The following is a 19658-nucleotide window of genomic DNA, read 5'->3' as shown; positions in this document are numbered from 1 at the left end:
GCCATCGCGAACACCACCAGGTCATAGCTGTCGTCCGCGGCGTCGATCGCCGTCGCGTCGATCAGTTTTGCCTGCGCACGTGGATGAGCGCCGAGCGCACCGGCGCCGATGTTGGCCACCGAGGTCGCGTCCACATCCGAGACGGTGACTGTCGCCGTGGGGTGCAGCTCCAGGATTTTGGCGGACAGTTTGCCGTGACCCGCGCCCAGTTCCAGGACGCGGGGGTTGGGGATGTCGGCCACGACATCCAGGGCCATCCGCGCGAATGTCTCGTGCTGGTTGGTCAGCGTGCCGATGCGATCCAGCATCCCGATGACCTTCTGCTTGACCTCGTCGGCGACGTCTTCGCGATCGAGGTACTCCGGCGTATCGGTCTCGAACCGGCGATCCAGCCACGACGCATCGGGTCCGCCCCGCGGCATCGTCGCGATCGCAGTTTGATCGAGTGTTCTGGCCGTCCCCATCGCCCCGTCTCCTTTGCGCTTTGCGGTGTGCTCCCACCACCGTAACAAACGAACCAGTTCGTCCGCCTATGATGAGTCTGTGAGGACCACCACTGAGCTGCGCGGCGAAATTCTCGCCGCCGCTCGCGCGGAATTCGCGCAATACGGATTGGCGGGCGCCCGGATCGACCGCATCGCGCGGGCCGCCAGTGCCAGCAAGGAACGTTTGTACGCGCATTTCGGCGACAAGGAGACCCTGTTCCGCGATGTGGTCGCCGCTGACGGCGCGGAGTTCTTCCGCGCCGTTCAGGTGCGCCCCGACGCGGTCCCCGAGTTCGTCGGTGACATCTTCGATCTCGCCCAGAACCGGCCGGAACACCTGCGGATGATCACCTGGGCGCGGCTGGAGGGCTTTCCGCTCGACAAGCCTGAGTTCGACGGCGAGTCCCCGCCCGACAGGGCGGTCGCGGCGCTGGAACGCGCCCGCCTAGACGGTCACGTCGATCCGTCGTGGGACCCGAGGCAGCTGCTGGTGCTGCTGTTCGGCATCGGGCTGGCCTGGGCCCACTGGCCCGACCCCGACGCGGCGACCACGGACGCGGACGTCATCGCACGCCGCCGCGCCGCCGCGGTGGAGGCCGCGGCCCGGCTTATCCGGGGCCGAGCCTGATGTGTTCGCCGATAATGTTGTGCCGCAACCGGTTAGACGCCAACGAGCTCCGGGTGGTACTTGGCCGCCATGCGACGGATTCCGTCGCGCCAGTCGACCGAGGTGCCGCCGATGAGCTCGTGCATCCGGTCGATGGTGGTGGGATTGCCGCGTAGCGCTTGCTCGCTCGGCTCGAAGACCGGTTCGGCGCCGATTAGCGACCCGAGGTAGTCGCACCACTCCTGCAAGCTGACGGTCTGGTCTCCGCACCAGTTGACCGTGGTCGCCGGGACCGACGCGGCCTCGAGCAGCTTGGGGATGGTGGCGATGATGTCGTCCTCGTGAATGGGGTTGTAGCGCGCGGGTTCACCGGGCGGGACGGGAATCGGGATGCCGCCCAACATCATCTCCATGTGATAGAACGGCCAACCACCGTTGTTGCCATAGGGAACGTTGAGCCGCGCGATCGTGGTGGGCAGGCCGAGAATGCGAGCCGCCGACCGGGCCACCACTTCCCCGGCGATCTTGGAAATGGAATAGGTGGGAAAGAGTGGCTTGTGGTTGTCGCCCAGGGCGGACCGCTCGCTGCGCGGCTCGTCGTCCGGCGGGTCGTAGACGGCCGCCGACGAGCAATGCAGGAAGGCCTTTGCGGTGCGACAGTGGGCCATCAGCAGGCCGACCGACTCCGCGTTGGCCGCAAGGTCCTTGTCCCAGCTTCCGCTCTTGGCCACCGCCAGGTTGAGGACATAGTCGAAATCGGTTGGCACACCGGTGAAGTCGCCGGCCGCGAGATTCACCTTCTCGCAACGGATTCCGGCCTTCTCGAGGCCTTCACGCGCGGCGGTGTCGGTGAAACGGGCGATCCCCCAGACCTCGTTGTCGCCGGCAAGCGCCCGGGCGATGGGGGTGGCGATTTGACCGGTCGGACCGGTGATCAGGATTTTTGCGCCGCGCATGGGCGCAATGGTATGCGGTGACGAAACTGGATGTTGCATAACCGTCCACCCTTGTTTGGGGTGGTTGCGCCTCCGCGATCGTGAACTTTCGCGCATTTTGCTCACGAGAGCGATAGGGTCTTTGCATGGCCGCCACAGGCCGCATCGACCTGCGACTCGGCACCCAGGTACTGCTGGTGCAGCTCGTTGTGGTGACGCTGACGTTGATCGTCGCGTTTGGTTTGTTCGCCGCATTCAACCGTCACCGTCTAGACGTCGAGTATGGCGTTCACGCCTTGGATATAGCTCGGGTAGTGGCCTCTTCCCCGACGGTCATCAACAACATCTCCCGCTACAACGACACCCCGTTGACCGCAAGCCCTGCACTGGTCGACGAACTTGCGGTCGGTCCAATTCAAAGCGTTGCGTCACACGTCGAACAGCGCACGCACGTGTCGTTTGTGGTGATCGCCAACATGCGTGGCATCAGGCTCGCCTCTCCCGATCGGCACAACTTGGCCCGGATGGTCGGTAGCGATATCACGCAGGCCCTTGCCGGGCGCGAGGAGACATTTCATGAAATTACGGTCTACGGCCGGTCGATAGTTGCCAGGGTTCCGGTGCTGGACGCGGGTTCTGATCGTGTGCTGGGTTTCGTCGGCGTTGGCATCTCCACGAGGGCGTTCGATGAACAGTTTTCTGGCAATCTGCGCGTGCTGGCCGCGATGGGAGGAGTTCTCCTGGTGGTCGGTGTGGTCGGCTCCGTGTTGCTGGCCAGGCGTTGGCGAGGGCTGACGCTGGGTTTGCGGCCGGCCGAGATCGTCGAGCTGGTGCGCAGCCAGGCGGCGGTGCTGCAAGGCATCGGCGAGGGCGTGCTGGCAGCCGACACCTCCTGGAACATCACCTTCGTCAACGATGAGGCGTGCCGGCTTCTCGAGATCGGTGGCGACACAGGCGGCTCCGTCGATGACATCGGGTTGACCCCACGGGTCCGTGACGTTTTCAAAGCGGCCGATTCGGCGCCAACGCTGGCCAATGTCAGTGGTCGCATCGTAGTGGTCTCCGCGCGGCCGGTATTGCGAGAAGGACGCGAACTGGGAACCGTGCTGGTGGTGCGGGACAGAACCGATGTCGAATCACTGACGCGGCAACTCGACGCGGTGCAGGTGATGAGCACCGTGCTGCGCGCACAGCGCCATGAGTTCGCCAACCGTCTGCACCTACTGAACGGGCTGTTGCACGGCGGCCATGTCGACGAGGGGTTGCAATATCTGGAAGAGCTTCTCGGCTCCGGCCCGTTGGGATCCGCGCTACCGGGCATCGACTCGATCCGCGATGCGTACCTGCAGGCCTTTTTGGCGGCCAAGGCTGCGGCCGCGCGCGAAGCCGGCGTGACGCTGAAGATCGGTGAGAACACCTGGGTGTCAGGCCGGCTCGTGCTGCCAGTCGACGTCACCACCGTGGTGGGCAACCTGCTGGACAACGCCATCGATGCCGCTCGGGTGAGCGATACCGAGCCCAGAGAAGTGGAAGTCGAGCTATTGCAGGACGGTTCGACGCTGCATGTCACGGTGGCCGACAGCGGCGACGGCGTCGCGCCCGAGTTCGTTGGCGATCTGTTCACCGAGGGCAGGACGACCAAGCCGGACTCCGGCATCCCGGGCGGCCGGGGTATCGGGCTCGCGCTGTCGCGTCAGATCAGCCGCTCGCTGGGCGGCGATCTATGGCTGGCCAGTCCCGGGAACACCGAGATGCAGCTGCAGGGCGCGGAGTTCATCGCTCGACTGCCAGGCGTGATGGTAGAGGAGGCGCAATGGGCGACGCAGACCTGACGGTGCTGGTCGTCGATGACGACTTCCGCGTCGCCAATATGCACGCGGAGGTCGTCAATACGCTTGGCGGCTTCACGGTGGTCGCCACCGTCAACACGCTCGACGCCGCGCGCAAGGCCGACGCCGTCGATCTTGCGTTGGTGGACGTCTACCTACCCGACGGGTCCGGAATTGATCTTGTCCGTGAATTACGCGGCGACAGCATGGTACTGACGGCGGCAACCGAGGCCGCCACGATCCGAGCAGCCGTGTCGGCCGGGGCTCTGAGCTATCTCGTGAAGCCGTTCGCGACCACAGACCTCGCCGCGCGGCTGGCCGGCTATGCGCGGTACCGCAAAATCCTTTCCAGCCCCAATCTGAGCTCCAGCGACGTGGACGCGGCACTCGACGCGCTGCGCCCGAGGATTGCTCCTTCCCAGCCGGCCACCCTGGCGGCTTCCTCCACCAAACAGCTTGTGCTGCAAGCCTTAGGAACATCGAACAAGCCGATGTCGGCGGCGGAAGTTTCTGCTGCGATCGGGATATCGAGGGCAACCGCCCAACGGTATCTGGCGGCGTTGGCCAGCACCGGTGACCTCACCGTGGGCCTGCGTTACGGAGCCACGGGACGACCCGAGCAGGAATTCGTAGCGATCGACAAGCGACGAAGGCGTCTACCCCGCTGAGTGATCGCCTTGCCGGGCCACCAGTTCGCCCGGCCGAGCATTGCCGCCAGAGCCGGCACCGTAATGGTGCGCACCACAAAGGTGTCGACCAACAGCCCTACACCGATGATCATCCCGGTTTGCACCATGGAAGACAGGCTGCCGAATAGGAGCCCGAACATCGAGGCCGCGAAAATGATGCCGGCCGAGGTGATGACACCACCGGTCGAACGAACGGCACGGATGACTCCGCTTTGGACGCCCGAGGCTGACTCCTCGCGAATTCGTGAGATCAATAGCAGGTTGTAGTCCGCTCCGACGGCGACCAGCACGATGAACGCCATGGCCGGCACGTTCCAATAGATGGCCTGATGGAGCACGAATTGGAAGACGACGACTCCCACGCCCAACGCCGATAGAAACGAGATCACCACGGAGGCAATCAGATACAGCGGAGCCACGATGGAGCGCAGCAGTGCGACGAGGATAAAGAAGACAACCGCGAGCGTCACGATGACGATCAGACGAACGTCGTCGTTGAAGTAGCTCCGCATCGCGCTGTACATCGCGGTGGTGCCGACGACCGATATCGATGCATCCGCGAGTGAGGTATTGGGCTGGGCGCCGCGAGCAGTATTGAGGATCGACGCCACCTGATCCATTGCGGTTGTGCTGAACGGATCGAATTTCGTCTCGACGATGAAGCGCACCGAACGCCCGTCGGCCGAGATGAGCATCTTCGCGGCGTTTTTGAAGTCGTCCGACGTGATCACCTTGGGCGGGATGTACATGCCCGCCATGGCGGTTTGCGACGCGTCACGATTCATCGAGAGCAGCAGCTCGGCCGCCTGGTTCATTCCGACGCCCATCTTCTTGGTCTGTTCGACGAGTGTGCGCACTCCCTGGTCCAGCCGCTGGCTCCCGTCGGCGAGCGCGTCGGCACCTTGTTGCAGCCGAACCAACCGTTGGGGCACGTCGGTATTGCCTGCCGCCGCCAACAGTGCGCTCAGCCGCTGCATCATCGTCGCGAGCCGTTGCACCACAGGGGCGATCTGCGCAATCAACGTACCGCCGTTTCGCGGCGGGGCTAGTTGTCGCAGTTGCGCGCGGCCAGCAGTGCACGCAGGGTCTGCGTTGCATTGCGGACTCACGTTCAAGGCGTCGATCATGGGGCCGACCGCGTCAACGGCACCGTCGACCAGCGGCGCGGCGGACCCGGTGTTCGCCAGCCCACGCAGGGTGTCCAAGAACTGCGACGCGGCGACCAGCTGCTGTCGCACCTGGTTCAAGGTCGTGCCGAGTTCCATTGCTGGCCTGGCAGCAATATGGGTCTGGTCGCGAACCTGGCCGAGACTTGCCGCCAGTTTGTCCGCGCCAGCGGTCAATGCGTCGAGGTCGTCGCTTCTGCCGGAGACTTGGGTTGAGGCATTCTCGAGGTTGGTGCCTACCTGTCCGGCTTGAAAACTCAGTTTTGTCTGATCGAGCGGTTGGCCGTTGGGTCGCGTGACGCCGCGCACCGCGGCGATATCGGGCAGCTGCGAAACGCGTTGGGCCATCTGCTCCAGGTCGGCCAAGGCTTGTGGGGTACGGAGGTCGCGTGGCGAGCGCACGTAGATGTACTGCGGCAGCAGTGCACTGGTCGCGAAATGACGTTCCATCGCCGTGAAGCCGACATTGCTCGGTGCCGACTGCGGCAGCTGCATACGGTCGTTGAAGGTGGGTGATAGGAAGGCGGCGCAGGAGGCCAGCGCGACCAGCAGTGCCAGACTGATCAGGAGATGCATCTTGGGCCGGCGAACGATCAGCACGCCTGACCTCTGCCACAGCCGGCCAGTCAGAGCTTTTCGGGGCGCCACCCAACCGCGCCGGCCTGCAAGGACGAGCGTGGCGGGCAACAACGTGATCGCGGCGAGAAAGGCGATCAGGATCGAGATAGCAAGTGCCGGGCCAACAGTTGTGAACGCGGGTAGGCGGGTGAAGATCATGCCCAAAAAAGTGAGGGCGACCGTGGCCGCCGAGCCGGCAATGACCTTGCCAATGGAGGTCAATGCTTTCTGTACTGCGAGGTCGGAGTCGGCACCCGACCGCAGGTACTCGTGGTAACGGCTGATCAAGAAAACGGCGTAATCGGTGCCGGCGCCGACGATCATCGCGGTCATCAATGCGATCGTCGGTGCGGACACACCTAACCCCAGCTGATTCAGCGCGGACACTATGCCCTGGGCCGAGGCCACCGAAAATCCGATGGTGAGCAAGGGCACCAACACGGTGACCGGGCGCCGATAGATCACCGACAGGATGGTGAGCACCAGTGCGGCGGTGGCGATTTCAATCAAGTGCATGTCGTGGGCCGTCACGATTGACATGTCACCGACGACGGCGGCTTGTCCGGTCACCTGCGCGGTCAGCGCGGAGCCCGTGGCGGAGCGTTCGGTGACTGCTGCGATCCGCTGATAAGCCTGAGAGGACTCCGGGGAGCCCGCGGGCGCTTTGAGGTCCACCGCAAGGTAGAACGCCTTGTTGTCGGCACTGACCATCGAAGGGCGCAGAGCGGGCATGGTGACGAGGTCGTGCACGCCGGCCACATCTCGGGTATCGGCGCGCAACCTGGCGGCCAGCCTGCCATAGACCCCCTCGTCGGCGGGTGTCAGCCCGTTGCCATCGGTGAGCACGACGATCAGGATGTTCTGCGCGGATTCACCGAAATCCTTGGCCATCTGGTCGGCCGCCGCCAGGTCTTTGGCCGGAAGTGCCTGAACGGTTTGTTTTTCCACCACCTTCGTCAGGGAGGGGAAGGCCACCGCCAGAACGCCGACTGCCGCGAGCCAGACGGCGATCACGAGCCAAGGTGCACGGCTGATGAGGCGGCCCAGCACAGCAAACGCGTCGCTGCCTGTCGAGACCTTGGGGGTGATCGATTGCGTGGCCATGGCCAACCTTCATTCGTGTGGGTGCGGTCGAGGGGGCGGCTTCTGATGCCGCTTTCGTGGGTGGCCTTTTACCGGCGTCTATCCGGCGGCCACGACTTCGGGGCTTCGCCAGTTCGTGGTGCAGGTGAGCGAGAAGTCGCTCAGCGTGTCCGAAATCATCTGCTGCAGTTCATCTGTCATGTTTCCAGGTTGGTATGCAACGACGGAGACGAAGACCCGTCCGTGTGTTATGCCGGAGAGCAAGCTGAGCAGCCCGCCGGTATGGTGCATCGTCGCCTTGGTCATGCTGGGGTAACGCATCTTCATGGCGAAGTAGTCGGCGTCGGTGCCGTCTGGCCGGTTGGCGGCCGGGTTGACGACTCCGAGGTTGGACGACGCGGTGGTCGTATTGCCAACGGCCAGGCCGATCATTCGCTTTACCAACCATTTTGGTACCAGGGGAACGATGGGCAGCAGCGCGAACCGTTCGTCGGGCACCTCCTGGCGGTGGGTCAGCGCGTGCTTGGTTGCGGCGCGGATCTCCTGAAGGTCCGTCGCCGCTGACAGCGGGTCGACAGTGATGTCGATACCGGTGATCGCGTTGGCGCGGGTATCACCGGGCACGCGGTCGTTGACGGGTATTGCCACCACCGCCGAACCGTCGGCTGCGACCCGCCCCATTCGGTGGGCCAGGCGTGCCGCCAGTCCCACAAGCAATGCGTTGCCAGTTCCCCTGAGCGTCTGTGCGCGTCCGTACCACTCCTGCGCGTCGACGAATACCGTTGCCGTCGGGACAGTTACGAGTTCGTCAGTCCCGACGAAAGGCAGCTGTGTCCCATCCGGTGCAGGGGTGCCAGACCCGTCACGACTCTGGCTGCGCAGTAGCGTCCGTGTGCCTGCGGTGATGGCGCGACTGATCGCGGGGATGTCGCGCATCGTCTGGCGGCTGTCCTCGCGAAGCGCGCGCCACCGGGAGCGCGATTGCGCGGCGGGCCATGTAATCACGTCGTCCAGACCGTCGGCCGCATCCGCCAATGCCTCGCAAAGCCCGACACCGTCGGTGAGGCAATGTGAGATGACCAGGCTGATTCCCGCGCCGCCCTCAGCGAACGGCAGAACGGCGAGGTGCCATTCGGGTCCGTGCTCGCAATCCAGCGGGGTGCTGGCCTGCTCGTCCAACCAGGCGTCGAACTCGGCGCGGGAGCGGGCGCGGGCGACGATCTCGAGGCCGGATGAGCGGCCGGGCGTTACCCAGCGGTGCCGGCCGCAGGGCACCGGTGACCGTTCGATGCGACGGGCTAACCGTCCTCGCTCAAGATGGTGGTGAAACCGCCGCACACCATCGATGTCGATGGTCCGGTCGTAGACCCAGACGCATTGAAGCACGTTGCTGGTTCCGGTGGCCTGCTCGCCGAGGAAGTGGATCTGGTCCACCAGGTCGATGACATTGGTCATTGTGCTTATCCCTTCGGGTTAGAGGGTGATTGCGGGTACGGCGTGGCTCGAGTTGGCGTGGTCTGCAACCACATCCGCCCACCGCGAAGTGGTCTCGGCGACGGCGGTGAATGCTTGCGTCAATGCCGAGATGTAACGATGTACCGAATCGCGCGCGGTCGGGTTATCCGGAAAGGAGATGGTTACGGTGGTTTTTGTCGCGTGCCGGTTGATCCAGATGTTGATCCCGCCGTGCGACAAGTTGTCGCCGTAGGCGCCGAAGTTCGTTTCTTCCCACAATGCGGCGATCGGTATCTTTCGGAAATCAAGAAACGACACCATCATGGCCGGGCGCGTGGGCAGCTTGATGGCCGGCTGATCTGGGGTCGTCAACTCCAAGACCCGTTCCAACGGCACGCCGGCAAGATGTTTCGCGGAGTCAAACGCCTTCTGGGCTGCCGGCGCCGACTCGAAGAAACAGCCGGCACCCGTCGGCACGGTCACGGGAATGAGACTGGCGAACCACCCGACACTCATCGTGTCGATGCCGGGCGTCCGCGTGTCGTACGGCGTGAATCCGTAATAGGTGTCGGCGCCGGTGAATTCGCGTTCGGCCAGGGCTGCGCAGGCCAGAATTCCACCGCTGAATCGGGCGCCGGCTGCGCGACAGACGGTTTCGAAGGACTCTGTCTGGGCCGCGTCCAGCAAGTCGACAGTCAGAAAGTCGCCTCGGTTGCTGGCCCACGTGTCGCCGAGCGGCAACGGGAAGCTCGGCCAGTCACCGTCGGTGTCGTGCGCGAATTTGAGCCAATCCTTGACCTGCGGGGACGACGAGGTCAGGCCGGCCAGCTGCTCGTGTTGGCGCATGGTGTAGTCGCTGTAGCTCCCGGCTGGCGGAAGCGTGAGCGGTGCGGCAAGCTGCGAGCGCTGGTAGGCGAGGTGAATGTCGAGGAATATCAAGCTGCCGGAGATGCCGTCGATGTGGAGATGGTCGACGCTGGCGTAGAACGTGAAGTATTCGCTGTGCTGGATGGCGCCGAAGGTAAAGCAATCCCATTCGAGGGTTTCCGGCGTTGTCGTCATTGCATGCGCCCTTATCTGCGCCACGTCCATATTCCCGGACTGCACCGGGAGGAATTCGACGGCTTCCACGTCGTCGATGGCATGTCGGACAACGTCGTCATTATCGAATTCGAACCAGTTGTGGTAGGTGTCGTGACGACGAACATGCGCATTGATTGCGGCCGTCATCGCCGCGATGTCACACACACCGGGGATGTCCCACGCCACGACCATCAAACGGGGCAGCTGCCTGCCCATCGCCTTCGCGTAGTGAGCGATTCGCACGTGTTGGAACTGCTGGTAAGTGGCAGGCAGGTCCGATCGCGGTGCCGTACGAGCCGCCTCACGCGCTACTGCTGAGGCAGTCCATGTGACTACCGGCCCATGGGCCGGTTGCCATCCGTTGATGCTGCCCAATGCGACCATTTCCTCGCTCCTTGTCTTTCAACATCGACATTTAGTACGTTGCACATGAATGGCAGAACCGGCCATTTGCGGATAAACTTCGCGCCCGCGTGCATTTCCAGTGGTTCCGTAATCGTGCGCCGTACTCGGATATGTTGTGCAATCCGAACGTACGACGCCGCTTAGAGCTGTGTCGCTGTTGTAGTCAATAGTCACCAAAAGCGACGATTTCCTGGTTTTGCGCATTGTGCTCATCCGTCGCGATGGGCGCCGATCGATGCGCATCAGCTGACCGCCTGCCGTCAGCCGCCTCGAGGAACGCGGTGGGGTTGATCTCGAGGATCGGTTCAGGGGCCAGCCATTACCACCGCCGGTTAGCCGTGTGCGCAACTGGCCGGCGCCCCGGCGCCGGCGGGTTACAACCCGGGCTGGTCGTCGATGATGCCCAGCCAGATCTGGGCGGCGTCGATGGCGACCTTCTCGCTGATGAAGGCGTGCTGCGTTCCGGTGTAGATGTCGCGGAAGGCGCGCTCCAACCGGCTGCCCTCGCGGATCGAGCTGGTCCCGGCGACCAGATGCGCCCATTCGGCGCAGCCGCGGGCGTTGTCGGTGGCGTAGACGGCGGCCACCCGCATGTCGGCGCGAAGCGCCGGGGTGAGGTCCTGTCCCGATGCCACCGCCGCCTCGGCGGCGGTGAACGCGTCGAGCACCAACAGCCGGGCCGCGCGCCAGGCCGCGCGGTGATGCGCCAGGCCCTTCTGGAAGGTGGGGCGGCTGGCCAGCGACGCCATGTCGCTCATCCGGAACTTCGTCGCGGCCAGCTCTTGGACATCGTCGAGCATGCTCTTGGCCACGCCCAGCGCCCACGACGCGTGCCCGGCCGCGGTCACCGGCATCAGTCCCATCCGGGTGGCCGGCGACGTCCCGCGGTGGGGCTGCCGCACAAACAGTTCAAACGTGCGCCTCTCGGGCACGAACACGTCTGCGGCGCTGTAGTCGTAGGAACCGGTTCCCTTCAGTCCCTGCACGAACCAGCCGTCGTTGAAGCTGATCTCGTCGCGCGGAATGACGGCGACCCGCATCTCGGGGAAACCCTCACTGATCCAGCGCATCTCGCCGTTGTCCATCGGCAGGAACCCGGCGGCAACATATTCCGCGTGCCCGATGCCCGAGCCGAAGTTCCACGCGCCGCTCACCCGGTAGCCACCGTCGCCGGCGGCGCCCTGTCCGTTGGGGAAGAACTGGCCGCCCAGGGTGACCCGGTTGTCGTGCGCGGTGAACACCTCGGCGAAGCCGTCGTCGGGCAGGTATGCCGCCGCGGCGAACGACGAGGGCAGATTGGCGATCCCCACCCAACCGAATGACCCATCCTGCCAAGCCATTTCGATCCAGGTCTCGATCATCTCGGTGAACGACGGCTCGACGCCACCGGCCGCCACCGGGTTGAACGCCGACATCAGCCCGCTGGCCCACATCGCATCGACGATCGCCGGGGACAGCGTGCGCAGCCGCTCCGATTCGCCGGCTTCGGACTGCACCAGGTCCCGCATACCGCGGGCCAGCGCCACCACCCGGTCTGTTGTGTCGGCGATCGAGGTCATGGGGGTGACCGTATCAACCACTCCCGGTTTTGCGAACGAAATCACCCGTCGTGACAGGTCGTTTACCGTGTGGGTGGTGCGCTGGATTGTCGACGGCATGAATGTGATCGGAAGCCGTCCCGATGGCTGGTGGAAGGACCGCAACGGTGCGATGGTCACCTTGGTGGAAAGGCTGAATCGATGGGCGTCGCGGCAAGGAGAAACGGTGACGGTGGTTTTTGAGCGACCGCCGTCGAGCGCCATCACGTCATCGGTGATCGAGATAGCGCACGCACCCAGGGCGGCCGCGAATTCGGCCGACGACGAGATCGTCCGGCTGGTCGCGGCCGACGCCGCGCCGCACGACATTCGCGTGGTGACATCCGACCGCGCGCTGACCGACCGGGTGCGAAGCCTGGGCGCATCCGTTCAGCGGTCGGAAAGCTTCCGCGACCTCGTCGATCCGCGGGACCGATGACCACCGCCGAACCCGGTCCACCGGGCAACCGGGTCTGCGCGCTGGCGCACATCGACATCCCGATCATCCAGGCGCCGATGACCTATATCGCCGGCGCCCAACTGGCCGCTGCGGTGTCGAACGCCGGTGCGCTGGGAATCATCGAGACCACCTCGGATCAGGGACGAGCCGACCTGCGGCGGGTGCGCGAACTGACCGCCGGTGCCGTCGGCGCGAACATCGCGTTGCTGTTCAATCGTGATCCGGCAATGCTGGACTTGCTTGTCGCCAACGACATTCGCTTCGTGACCACCTCCGCCGGCAGCCCGTCGATTTTCACCGAACGTCTGCACGATGCGGGCATCACGGTGTTCCACGTGGTAGGCACCCTGGCCGCGGCCAAGAAGGCCGTCGATGCCGGCGTGGACGGGCTGGTGGTCGAAGGCGTCGAAGGAGGCGGATTCAAGAATCGGTTCGGCGCCTCGACCATGGTGCTGCTGCCGTTGGTGGCCGCCCACGTCGACGTCCCGATCGTGGCCGCGGGCGGGATCTGTGACGCGCGGTCCATGGCGGCCGCCTTCGTCCTCGGCGCGGACGCGGTGCAGATGGGCACCCGGCTGCTCGCGTCCGCGGACTCGCCGGTGCACGGCAACCTCAAGCAAGCGGTCGTCGACGCCGACGAGACCGGCACGGTGCTGCTCCCCCTCGACGGCAACCGGATGATGCGCGTCATCCGCACGCCCGCCGCCGAGCGGCTCGACGCCGCGACGTCCGCCGAAGCGGGCGCCGCGGCCCTACAACGCGTGCAGCGGCTCTACTTCGACGGCGACCTCGACGCCAGCGTCGCCAACACCGGCCAGGTGGCCGGGCGCATCGAGGACCTGCCCCCGGCCGCCGACATCATCGAGCAGATGTGGCGAGGCTGCCGCGAGGTGCTGGGGGCCACGTCGCAGCGCGTGGGGCGGGCCGAACTCGAACAGGCCTGACTGGCAGCGGGCGCGGATCAGCCCGCGGCCGCCAGAGCCGCGTCGTAGTTGGGCTCCTGCGCGATCTCGGGCACCAACTCGGTGTAGGCGACGTTGCCGTCGGTCCCGACCACCACGATGGCGCGCGCGAGCAGTCCGGCCATCGGGCCATCGGTGATCGTGACGCCGTAGTCCTCGCCGAAGCTGTCCCGGAACGCCGACGCCGTTCTGACGTTCTCGATGCCCTCGGCGCCACAGAACCGTGCCTGCGCGAACGGCAGGTCCTTCGAGACGTTCACCACGGTCGCCCCGCCGCCGGCGGCCCGCTCGTTGAAGGTCCGCACGCTGGTCGCGCACACCGGCGTGTCGATGGACGGAAAGATGTTGAGCACCAAGGGCTTACCGCCGAATTGCTCGCTGCTGACCGCGGCCAGATCGCCGCCGACCAGGCTGAAGGCCGGGGCTTTGGATCCGACGGCAGGCAGCTCGCCGACAGTGTTGATCGGGTTTCCACGCAACGTTATCTGTGCCATGGGCAACAGTCTGCCAAGGCCGTCGCGGCCGCCACGGGGCAGGTCCCATGTCCTAATTGGTGGGGTGCATGGCGTAGACGACGTGCCCCCGCGTGGCCAACACTGAATCCATGCCTCGCAAGGTGGTGATCGCCGGCTTCCCCGGTGTGCAGGCGCTCGATGTGGTGGGCCCATACGACGTGTTCACCAGCGCATCGATGTTGACCGGCGGCGGGTATGACGTCGCTGTCGCCTCGGTCGGCGGCCAACCGATAGCCACGGCGACCGGGCTGGCCTTCGTGACGACGCCGCTGCCGGACCCGGCCGACCCGATCGACACAGTGGTGCTGCCCGGCGGCGCCGGCGTGGACGAGGCACGCGCCGACGCCGAGCTCGTCGCCTGGATCAAGGCCGTCGCCGGCCAGGCCCGCCGCATGGTGACGGTGTGCACCGGTGCGTTTCTCGCGGCCGAGGCGGGGTTGCTGGACGGGCAGCGGGTGACCACACACTGGGCCTTCGCCGAACGGTTGGCGGCCCAATTCCCCGCGATCGAGGTCAACGCCGACCCGATCTTCGTGCGGAGCTCGCAGACCGTGTGGACCGCCGCGGGCGTCACCGCCGGCATCGACCTGGCGCTGGCGCTGATCGAGGACGACCACGGCACCGAGGTCGCGCAGACGGTCGCCCGCTGGCTGGTGCTGTATCTGCGCCGACCGGGCGGCCAGACGCAGTTCGCGGCGCCGGTGTGGATGCCGAGGGCCAGACGGGATTCCATCCGCGAGGTGCAGGAGGCGATCGAGGTCGACCCGGGCCGTCCGCACAGCATCGGTGATCTGGCCCGCCGGGCCGCGATGAGCCCGCGCCACTTCACCCGCGTGTTCACCGCCGAAATCGGCGAGGCGCCCGGCCAATACGTCGAACGGATCCGCACCGAAGCCGCGCGCCGGCAGTTGGAGGAGACCGACGACACCGTCGTCGCCATCGCCGCCCGGTGCGGCTTCGGCACCGCGGAAACCATGCGGCGCAATTTCCTTCGCCGCGTGGGTATTTCGCCCGATCAATACCGCAAGGCTTTCGCCTGACACCGAAAGGACGACACCGATGACCCAAATCGCCATCGTGGCCTACCCCGGATTCACCGCGCTCGACATGATCGGGCCGTACGAGGTGCTGCGCAACCTGCCCGGCGCCGAGGTTCGCTTCGTGTGGCACGAGGCCGGACCGATCACCGCCGACTCCGGGGTGCTGGTCATCGGCGCCACCCACTCGCTGGCCGAAACACCCTCCCCCGACGTCATTCTCGTGCCCGGCGGGCCGTCGACCCCGGTGCACGCACGCGACGACGCGTTGCTCGACTGGCTGCGCCGGGCCCACCGCAGCGCGAGCTGGACGACGTCGGTGTGCTCCGGGTCGGTGATCTTGGCGGCCGCGGGGCTGCTGGACGGCCGGCGGGCGACGTCGCACTGGCTGACGATCCCCGCGCTCAAGGCATTCGGCGCGGTTCCGGTGGCCGACGAACGGGTCGTGCACTCCGACGACATGGTCACCAGCGCCGGCGTGTCCGCCGGGCTCGACCTCGCGTTGTGGCTGGCCGGACAGATCGCCGGCGAATCCCGCGCGAAGGCAATCCAGCTCGCGCTCGAATACGATCCGCAGCCGCCATTCGATTCGGGCCACATGTCGAAGGCCTCGGCGACGACGAAGGCCGCTGCGACGGCGCTGCTGTCCCGTGACAGCGTGAAGCCCGCCAACGTGAAGGCCACGACCCTGCTCGCCTGGGAGCAGGCGCTGGACAAGGTCCGGTCGCGGCGGCGCAGGCGGCCGCTGGAGAGCATTACGTAACTGGGGAATGCGCTAGCGCCGGTGATAGCGCTTCGCGCACAAGCACTCTCGAGCCAGAGCCTAGCCGCTAGGCGCCGGGCTGCAGGATCTCGGTGGTGGCGAGCTGCCCGCCGGCCTGCAGCCACGCCGCGACGACGCCGGGAGCGTCACGGTCGGGGTTGTAGATGTCCTCCTCGCTGGAGAACAGCCCGTCGCCGGCATAGACCAGGCGGGTCCAGTTGGGGAACCAGAACGGCTCGCCGTTCGGATCGCTCGGGTGGTCGAGCAGGTTCTTGATCATGACGACGACGGCGTCGTTGTCCTCGTCGTGGGCGATCCAGTCACTGGGAAACCGCATGTGCGGGAACGGCGCCATCACCGCGACGATCCAGTCGCGAACCGCCTCGCGTCCGTGGAAGACGCCGTAGTGATGCTCGGTGTAGACGACGTCTTCGGTGAAGAGGTCCGCGAAGGGCCGCCAGTCGCCCGAAGCGCTGCACCCTTCGACGACCTTGGTGTAGTTCTCGACGGCTTCGTCGATTTCTGCCCTGGTGAATTTGCCCATAGCGGACACACTAGAACGTGTTTCGGTTTTGGGTCGCTCGTATGAATGGGGAGATCGGATGAACGTGTTGGACTTGTTCAGCCTGCGCGCCAAGCGGGCGTTGGTGACCGGGGCGTCCAGCGGCATCGGCAGGAAAGTCGCGCAGGCCTACGTGCAAGCCGGCGCCCACGTCGCCATCGCCGCGCGGAATGTCGAGGCGCTGGAACGCATCGCCGGCGAGCTGGCGGCGGACGGCGCCGGCAAGGTCCTGCCGATTCGATGTGACGTGACCCAACCCGACCAGGTGAACAGCATGGTCGACCGGGTGACCGCGGAGCTGGGCGGGATCGACGTCGCGGTCTGCAATGCCGGCATCATCGCGGTCGTCCCGATGCTGGAGATGTCGCCGGAGGAATTCCAGCGGATCCAGGACACCAACGTGACGGGAGTCTTCCTGACCGCGCAGGCGGCGGCCCGGGCGATGGTCGCCCAGGGGCGCGGCGGCGTCATCATCAACACCGCGTCGATGTCGGGCAGCATCATCAACGTTCCGCAGCAGGTCGGTCACTACTGCACCGCCAAGGCGGCCGTCATCCAGTTGACCAAGGCCATGGCGGTCGAATTCGCGGCCCACAACATCCGGGTGAACAGCGTCAGCCCCGGCTATATCCTCACCGAGCTCGTCGAGCCGTTAACCGAGTATCACCGCCAGTGGGAGCCGAAGATTCCGCTCGGCCGCATCGGTCGCCCCGAGGAACTCGTCGGCCTGTACGTCTATCTGGCCAGCGAGGCGTCCAGCTATATGACGGGGTCGGACGTCGTGATCGACGGCGGCTACACCTGTCCCTAGCTCACCGGCCCTATCGCTCGAGCTCGCCGGAGATCCCGCGTTCGAGGTTGGCCTGCGTCGCCGACGGCAACACCAGCAGGCCCTGGAGTTCGTTGCGGGCCACATCGTAGGCGCGTTGACGTTCCTGGGCGGCCGCGGCGGGGTCCGCCGCCACCCGTAACAGGCTCTGCGCCCGTGCAATTCGCTGCTGGTCCGCGCTGGAGAAATCGGTGCGGCGGCGGCGAATCGCCTCGGCCTCGGCGGCGTCGAACGCCGTGACGTAGTCCTCGACCGCGGCCATGTACCGAGCGGCGCCGTCGCGGTCGTCGAGCAGATCCTCGGCCTGCGCCGGCCGCAGAAAGTCGGCCCGCAGCTTGGCCTTGTGGAACGCGATCGTGTTGGCCTCGCGCATGTCGGTCATCAGCGGAAAGTCCAGCAGTTTGGCGACATCGAGCTCGTATTCGAGCCAGCGGGCATCCGTGCGGCCATGCTCATCGAGGACGCGCCGGATCGCGCGCCACTGGGCCGCTTGATTTCCGCCCGCGCCGTCGGCCGCGGGCGCGCCGGGCAACGGTTCCCGGCCGAACTCCCGCGACCGCTCGTCGGCGCGCCGTCGGTAGCTGCCGAACGCGCGCACGGCGGCGACGATCGCGCCCGTCAGCGGCAGGATGACGATCAACAGCTCCGCCAACCGGAATATCAGACCCACATCGCCAGGATGCCAGCAACTCCCCCGGGTTGACCCCGGGTCAGCGGACGCCCAGGGTGCCGGCGAGGTATTCCGTGCGACAGGCCCGGCGGGCCAGCTTGCCGCTGGTCGTGCGCGGGATGGCGCCGGCCGGCAGCAGACGGACGTCCGACACGCTCAGGCCGTGTCGCTGTGCGACCGCCGCCCGGACGGCCTCGATCGCCGGTTGCGGATCCTGACGGCTGGTGCCCGCCGCGCGTTCGGCGACCACCACCAGCCGGGCGGCATCCGGGTCATCGTCGGCCGGCACGGAAAACGCCGTCACGTATCCGCGCCGGACGATCTCGGAGGCTTCGGCGACGGTGGCCTCGATGTCCTGCGGGTAGTGGTTGCGGCCGTCGATCGTCACCAGGTCCGCTATCCGGCCGGTCACGTACAGCTCACCGTCGAGATACACGCCCAGGTCCCCGGTGCGCAGCCAGGAGCCGTCCAGATCGGCGCCGTCGCCGTGGCTGCCGTCGGCGAGCCGCGACTGCAGCTTGGCGCCGAAGGCCCGCCGCGTCTCGTCGGGCCGTCCCCAGTAGCCCCGTCCGACGTTGTTGCCCTGCAACCAGATTTCGCCCACCTGGCCGTCCGGCACCTCCGATCGCCTGGCGGGATCGACGATGACGGCCCATTCGCTGCGTGCGACCTGACCGCACGACACGTGCGCGACGGCCCTGGAATGATCGGCGTCGACGCGCACCGCCGATCCGGCGCCCAGCAGTTCTGAGTCGAAGTACACCGCCGTCGCCTCGGCGGCCGGGGCGATGGTCGCGACGAACAAGGTGCCCTCGGCGATGCCGTAGGAGGGTTTGAACGCGGTGGGCGGCAATCCGTAGGGCGCGAACGCCTTGGTGAAGGTCTTGATGGAGTCGATGCTGACCGGCTCGGAACCGATGATCATCACCACGTTGCGCAGGTCGATGTCCGCCTCGGGGCTGGGCAGTCCGCGCTGCGCGGCCCATTCGTACGCGAAGTTCGGTGCGGCGGTGACGACGTTGCCCTGTCGGGACCCGTCGGACAGCGCCTGAATCCATCGCTGCGGGCGGCGCACGAAGGCGGCGGGAGACATCAGCGTGGAGTGGCCGCCGTAGACCGCCGGGAAGCCGATCATGGACAAACCCATGTCGTGGTAGAGCGGTAACCAACTGACGCCGTGGGTGTTTCGGTCCAGCAGGTCGATCGACAGGATCATCTGGACCAGGTTGGTGCCCACCGCGCGGTGGGTGATTTCGACACCGACCGGCGGGCGGGTGGAGCCCGACGTGTACTGCAGGTGCGAGACGTCGTCCATGCCGAGCTCGGTCGGCGCGAACCACTCCCCCGCCGCGTCGGGTATCTGGTCGATGGCGATCACCTGCGGCCGGCGTAGATGCGGATGGCCGGCCAGGAACGCCTCCACCGCCCCTTGGGCGGCGGTCGTCGTGAGCACGGCGGTGGGCTCCGAATCCCGCAGCGCGGTATCGAGGCGTTCGGCGTGCCCGGGCAGCTCCGGGGCGAACAACGGCACCGCGATGGTTCCGGCCTTGACCGCCGCGTAGAACCCGGCGACGTAGTCGATGCCCTGCGGCGCAAGGACGGCAACGCGCTCACCGCGGCCCGCGGCCTGCTGGATGCGTGCGCCGATGGCCTGCAGCCGCGCACCGAACTGGGTCCATGTCACCTCGTCGGCTTCGCCCCGCGCCGAACGGCTGAAATCGAGGTAGCGGTACGCCACGGTGTCACCGACGTTCGCGATGTTGCGGTCGATGAGCGAGATCAGGTTGACCCCGGGCGGCAGCACCACCCGGCCCGCGGCGTCCAGGCAGTCCTCGATGCGAAGGAGGCCACCGGCAGCCGGGCCGTCCTGCCGGGAGCCGCGATCCATGACTGCAGTCTAGGCAAGCCGAACGGCGGTCTTCGCGCCG

At 66.3% G+C, this 19658-nt stretch carries 18 protein-coding genes; 8 read left to right on the top strand and 10 right to left on the bottom strand.

Annotation, left to right across the window (positions count from 1 at the left end; translation table 11 throughout):
• Window positions 1-464 (bottom strand): class I SAM-dependent methyltransferase (locus tag A5646_RS20985; protein ID WP_156765669.1); only part of this gene is annotated, 464 nt, incomplete at its 3' end.
• Between the two features lie 79 nt (window positions 465-543).
• Here A5646_RS20985 and A5646_RS20980 point away from each other — a divergent pair.
• Complete coding sequence (locus tag A5646_RS20980; protein ID WP_066863227.1) at window positions 544-1113, top strand: TetR family transcriptional regulator; 570 nt, start codon at window positions 544-546, stop codon at window positions 1111-1113.
• Window positions 1114-1145: 32 nt separating this feature from the next.
• Here the strand turns inward: A5646_RS20980 and A5646_RS20975 are convergent, their stop codons facing one another.
• A complete protein-coding gene (locus A5646_RS20975; RefSeq protein WP_066876711.1) occupies window positions 1146-2048 on the bottom strand; it encodes an NAD(P)-dependent oxidoreductase in 903 nt (300 codons plus the stop codon).
• A 125-nt stretch (window positions 2049-2173) separates the two neighbouring features.
• Between A5646_RS20975 and A5646_RS20970 the strand changes: the two genes are divergently transcribed.
• Entirely contained in the window at window positions 2174-3859 is a 1686-nt protein-coding gene (locus A5646_RS20970; RefSeq protein WP_197505250.1) for an ATP-binding protein, read from the top strand.
• Complete coding sequence (locus tag A5646_RS28410) at window positions 3841-4524, top strand: response regulator (protein WP_082984807.1); 684 nt, start codon at window positions 3841-3843, stop codon at window positions 4522-4524. The genes A5646_RS20970 and A5646_RS28410 overlap by 19 nt, the downstream gene beginning before the upstream one ends.
• Here the strand turns inward: A5646_RS28410 and A5646_RS20965 are convergent.
• From A5646_RS20965 to A5646_RS20950, 4 genes are all read right to left on the bottom strand, one after another.
• Entirely contained in the window at window positions 4452-7343 is a 2892-nt protein-coding gene (locus tag A5646_RS20965) for an RND family transporter (RefSeq protein ID WP_369806977.1), read from the bottom strand. The two genes, A5646_RS28410 and A5646_RS20965, sit on opposite strands and share 73 nt — an antisense overlap.
• A 168-nt stretch (window positions 7344-7511) precedes the next feature.
• Complete coding sequence (locus A5646_RS20960) at window positions 7512-8867, bottom strand: hypothetical protein (protein ID WP_067023946.1); 1356 nt, start codon at window positions 8865-8867, stop codon at window positions 7512-7514.
• Between the two features lie 18 nt (window positions 8868-8885).
• Complete coding sequence (locus tag A5646_RS20955) at window positions 8886-10334, bottom strand: condensation domain-containing protein (RefSeq protein WP_067023944.1); 1449 nt, start codon at window positions 10332-10334, stop codon at window positions 8886-8888.
• A 395-nt stretch (window positions 10335-10729) separates the two neighbouring features.
• The gene (locus A5646_RS20950) at window positions 10730-11914 is read right to left on the bottom strand and encodes an acyl-CoA dehydrogenase family protein (protein WP_067023942.1); all 1185 of its coding nucleotides are present in this window, start codon (window positions 11912-11914) and stop codon (window positions 10730-10732) included.
• A 76-nt stretch (window positions 11915-11990) separates the two neighbouring features.
• On the opposite strand from A5646_RS20950, the gene A5646_RS20945 reads away from it, so the two are divergent.
• The gene (locus A5646_RS20945; protein WP_067023956.1) at window positions 11991-12371 is read left to right on the top strand and encodes an NYN domain-containing protein; all 381 of its coding nucleotides are present in this window, start codon (window positions 11991-11993) and stop codon (window positions 12369-12371) included.
• Entirely contained in the window at window positions 12368-13336 is a 969-nt protein-coding gene (locus A5646_RS20940; protein WP_066863251.1) for a nitronate monooxygenase family protein, read from the top strand. Before A5646_RS20945 ends, A5646_RS20940 begins: the two co-directional genes overlap by 4 nt.
• 17 nt (window positions 13337-13353) lie before the next feature.
• Here A5646_RS20940 and tpx read toward each other — a convergent pair whose 3' ends face one another.
• Window positions 13354-13848: a thiol peroxidase gene (tpx, locus tag A5646_RS20935; protein ID WP_067023940.1), complete on the bottom strand. Its 495-nt coding sequence runs from the start codon at window positions 13846-13848 to the stop codon at window positions 13354-13356.
• Between the two features lie 110 nt (window positions 13849-13958).
• Between tpx and A5646_RS20930 the strand changes: the two genes are divergently transcribed.
• Window positions 13959-14909 (top strand): GlxA family transcriptional regulator, encoded by a 951-nt coding sequence (locus A5646_RS20930; RefSeq protein WP_066876858.1) that lies wholly within the window; start codon window positions 13959-13961, stop codon window positions 14907-14909.
• Between the two features lie 19 nt (window positions 14910-14928).
• Window positions 14929-15669: a DJ-1/PfpI family protein gene (locus A5646_RS20925; RefSeq protein WP_067023937.1), complete on the top strand. Its 741-nt coding sequence runs from the start codon at window positions 14929-14931 to the stop codon at window positions 15667-15669.
• A 67-nt stretch (window positions 15670-15736) separates the two neighbouring features.
• On the opposite strand, the gene A5646_RS20920 is transcribed toward A5646_RS20925, so the two are convergent.
• Entirely contained in the window at window positions 15737-16213 is a 477-nt protein-coding gene (locus A5646_RS20920) for a nuclear transport factor 2 family protein (RefSeq protein ID WP_067023935.1), read from the bottom strand.
• 58 nt (window positions 16214-16271) lie between these two features.
• Between A5646_RS20920 and A5646_RS20915 the strand changes: the two genes are divergently transcribed.
• Entirely contained in the window at window positions 16272-17042 is a 771-nt protein-coding gene (locus A5646_RS20915; protein ID WP_067023931.1) for an SDR family oxidoreductase, read from the top strand.
• 10 nt (window positions 17043-17052) lie between these two features.
• Here A5646_RS20915 and A5646_RS20910 read toward each other — a convergent pair whose 3' ends face one another.
• Together A5646_RS20910 and A5646_RS20905 are read right to left on the bottom strand one after the other, a co-directional pair.
• On the bottom strand, window positions 17053-17730 hold the full coding sequence (locus A5646_RS20910; RefSeq protein ID WP_066876699.1) for a hypothetical protein: 678 nt from the start codon (window positions 17728-17730) through the stop codon (window positions 17053-17055).
• A gap of 40 nt (window positions 17731-17770) precedes the next feature.
• Window positions 17771-19618 (bottom strand): fatty acyl-AMP ligase, encoded by a 1848-nt coding sequence (locus tag A5646_RS20905; RefSeq protein WP_067023929.1) that lies wholly within the window; start codon window positions 19616-19618, stop codon window positions 17771-17773.
• Between the last annotated feature and the right edge of the window lie 40 nt (window positions 19619-19658).

The sequence above is a fragment of the Mycobacterium sp. 1245499.0 genome (genome assembly GCF_001673615.1).
In the GTDB taxonomy this organism is placed as follows: Bacteria; Actinomycetota; Actinomycetes; order Mycobacteriales; family Mycobacteriaceae; genus Mycobacterium; species Mycobacterium europaeum_A.
This window is presented reverse-complemented; position numbering and strand designations above follow the sequence as displayed.

Bases quoted from the DNA above. Each gene is read 5' to 3' on its own strand.
- A5646_RS20925 (WP_067023937.1), top strand. From the start codon at position 14,929: ATGACCCAAATCGCCATCGTGGCCTACCCCGGATTCACCGCGCTCGAC.
- A5646_RS20915 (WP_067023931.1), top strand. From the start codon at position 16,272: ATGAACGTGTTGGACTTGTTCAGCCTGCGCGCCAAGCGGGCGTTGGTG.
- A5646_RS20930 (WP_066876858.1), top strand. From the start codon at position 13,959: ATGCCTCGCAAGGTGGTGATCGCCGGCTTCCCCGGTGTGCAGGCGCTC.
- A5646_RS20955 (WP_067023944.1), bottom strand. From the start codon at position 10,334: ATGGTCGCATTGGGCAGCATCAACGGATGGCAACCGGCCCATGGGCCG.
- A5646_RS20920 (WP_067023935.1), bottom strand. From the start codon at position 16,213: ATGGGCAAATTCACCAGGGCAGAAATCGACGAAGCCGTCGAGAACTAC.
- A5646_RS20970 (WP_197505250.1), top strand. From the start codon at position 2,174: ATGGCCGCCACAGGCCGCATCGACCTGCGACTCGGCACCCAGGTACTG.
- A5646_RS20950 (WP_067023942.1), bottom strand. From the start codon at position 11,914: ATGACCTCGATCGCCGACACAACAGACCGGGTGGTGGCGCTGGCCCGC.
- A5646_RS20960 (WP_067023946.1), bottom strand. From the start codon at position 8,867: ATGACCAATGTCATCGACCTGGTGGACCAGATCCACTTCCTCGGCGAG.
- A5646_RS20905 (WP_067023929.1), bottom strand. From the start codon at position 19,618: ATGGATCGCGGCTCCCGGCAGGACGGCCCGGCTGCCGGTGGCCTCCTT.
- A5646_RS20975 (WP_066876711.1), bottom strand. From the start codon at position 2,048: ATGCGCGGCGCAAAAATCCTGATCACCGGTCCGACCGGTCAAATCGCC.
- A5646_RS20940 (WP_066863251.1), top strand. From the start codon at position 12,368: ATGACCACCGCCGAACCCGGTCCACCGGGCAACCGGGTCTGCGCGCTG.
- A5646_RS28410 (WP_082984807.1), top strand. From the start codon at position 3,841: ATGGGCGACGCAGACCTGACGGTGCTGGTCGTCGATGACGACTTCCGC.
- tpx (WP_067023940.1), bottom strand. From the start codon at position 13,848: ATGGCACAGATAACGTTGCGTGGAAACCCGATCAACACTGTCGGCGAG.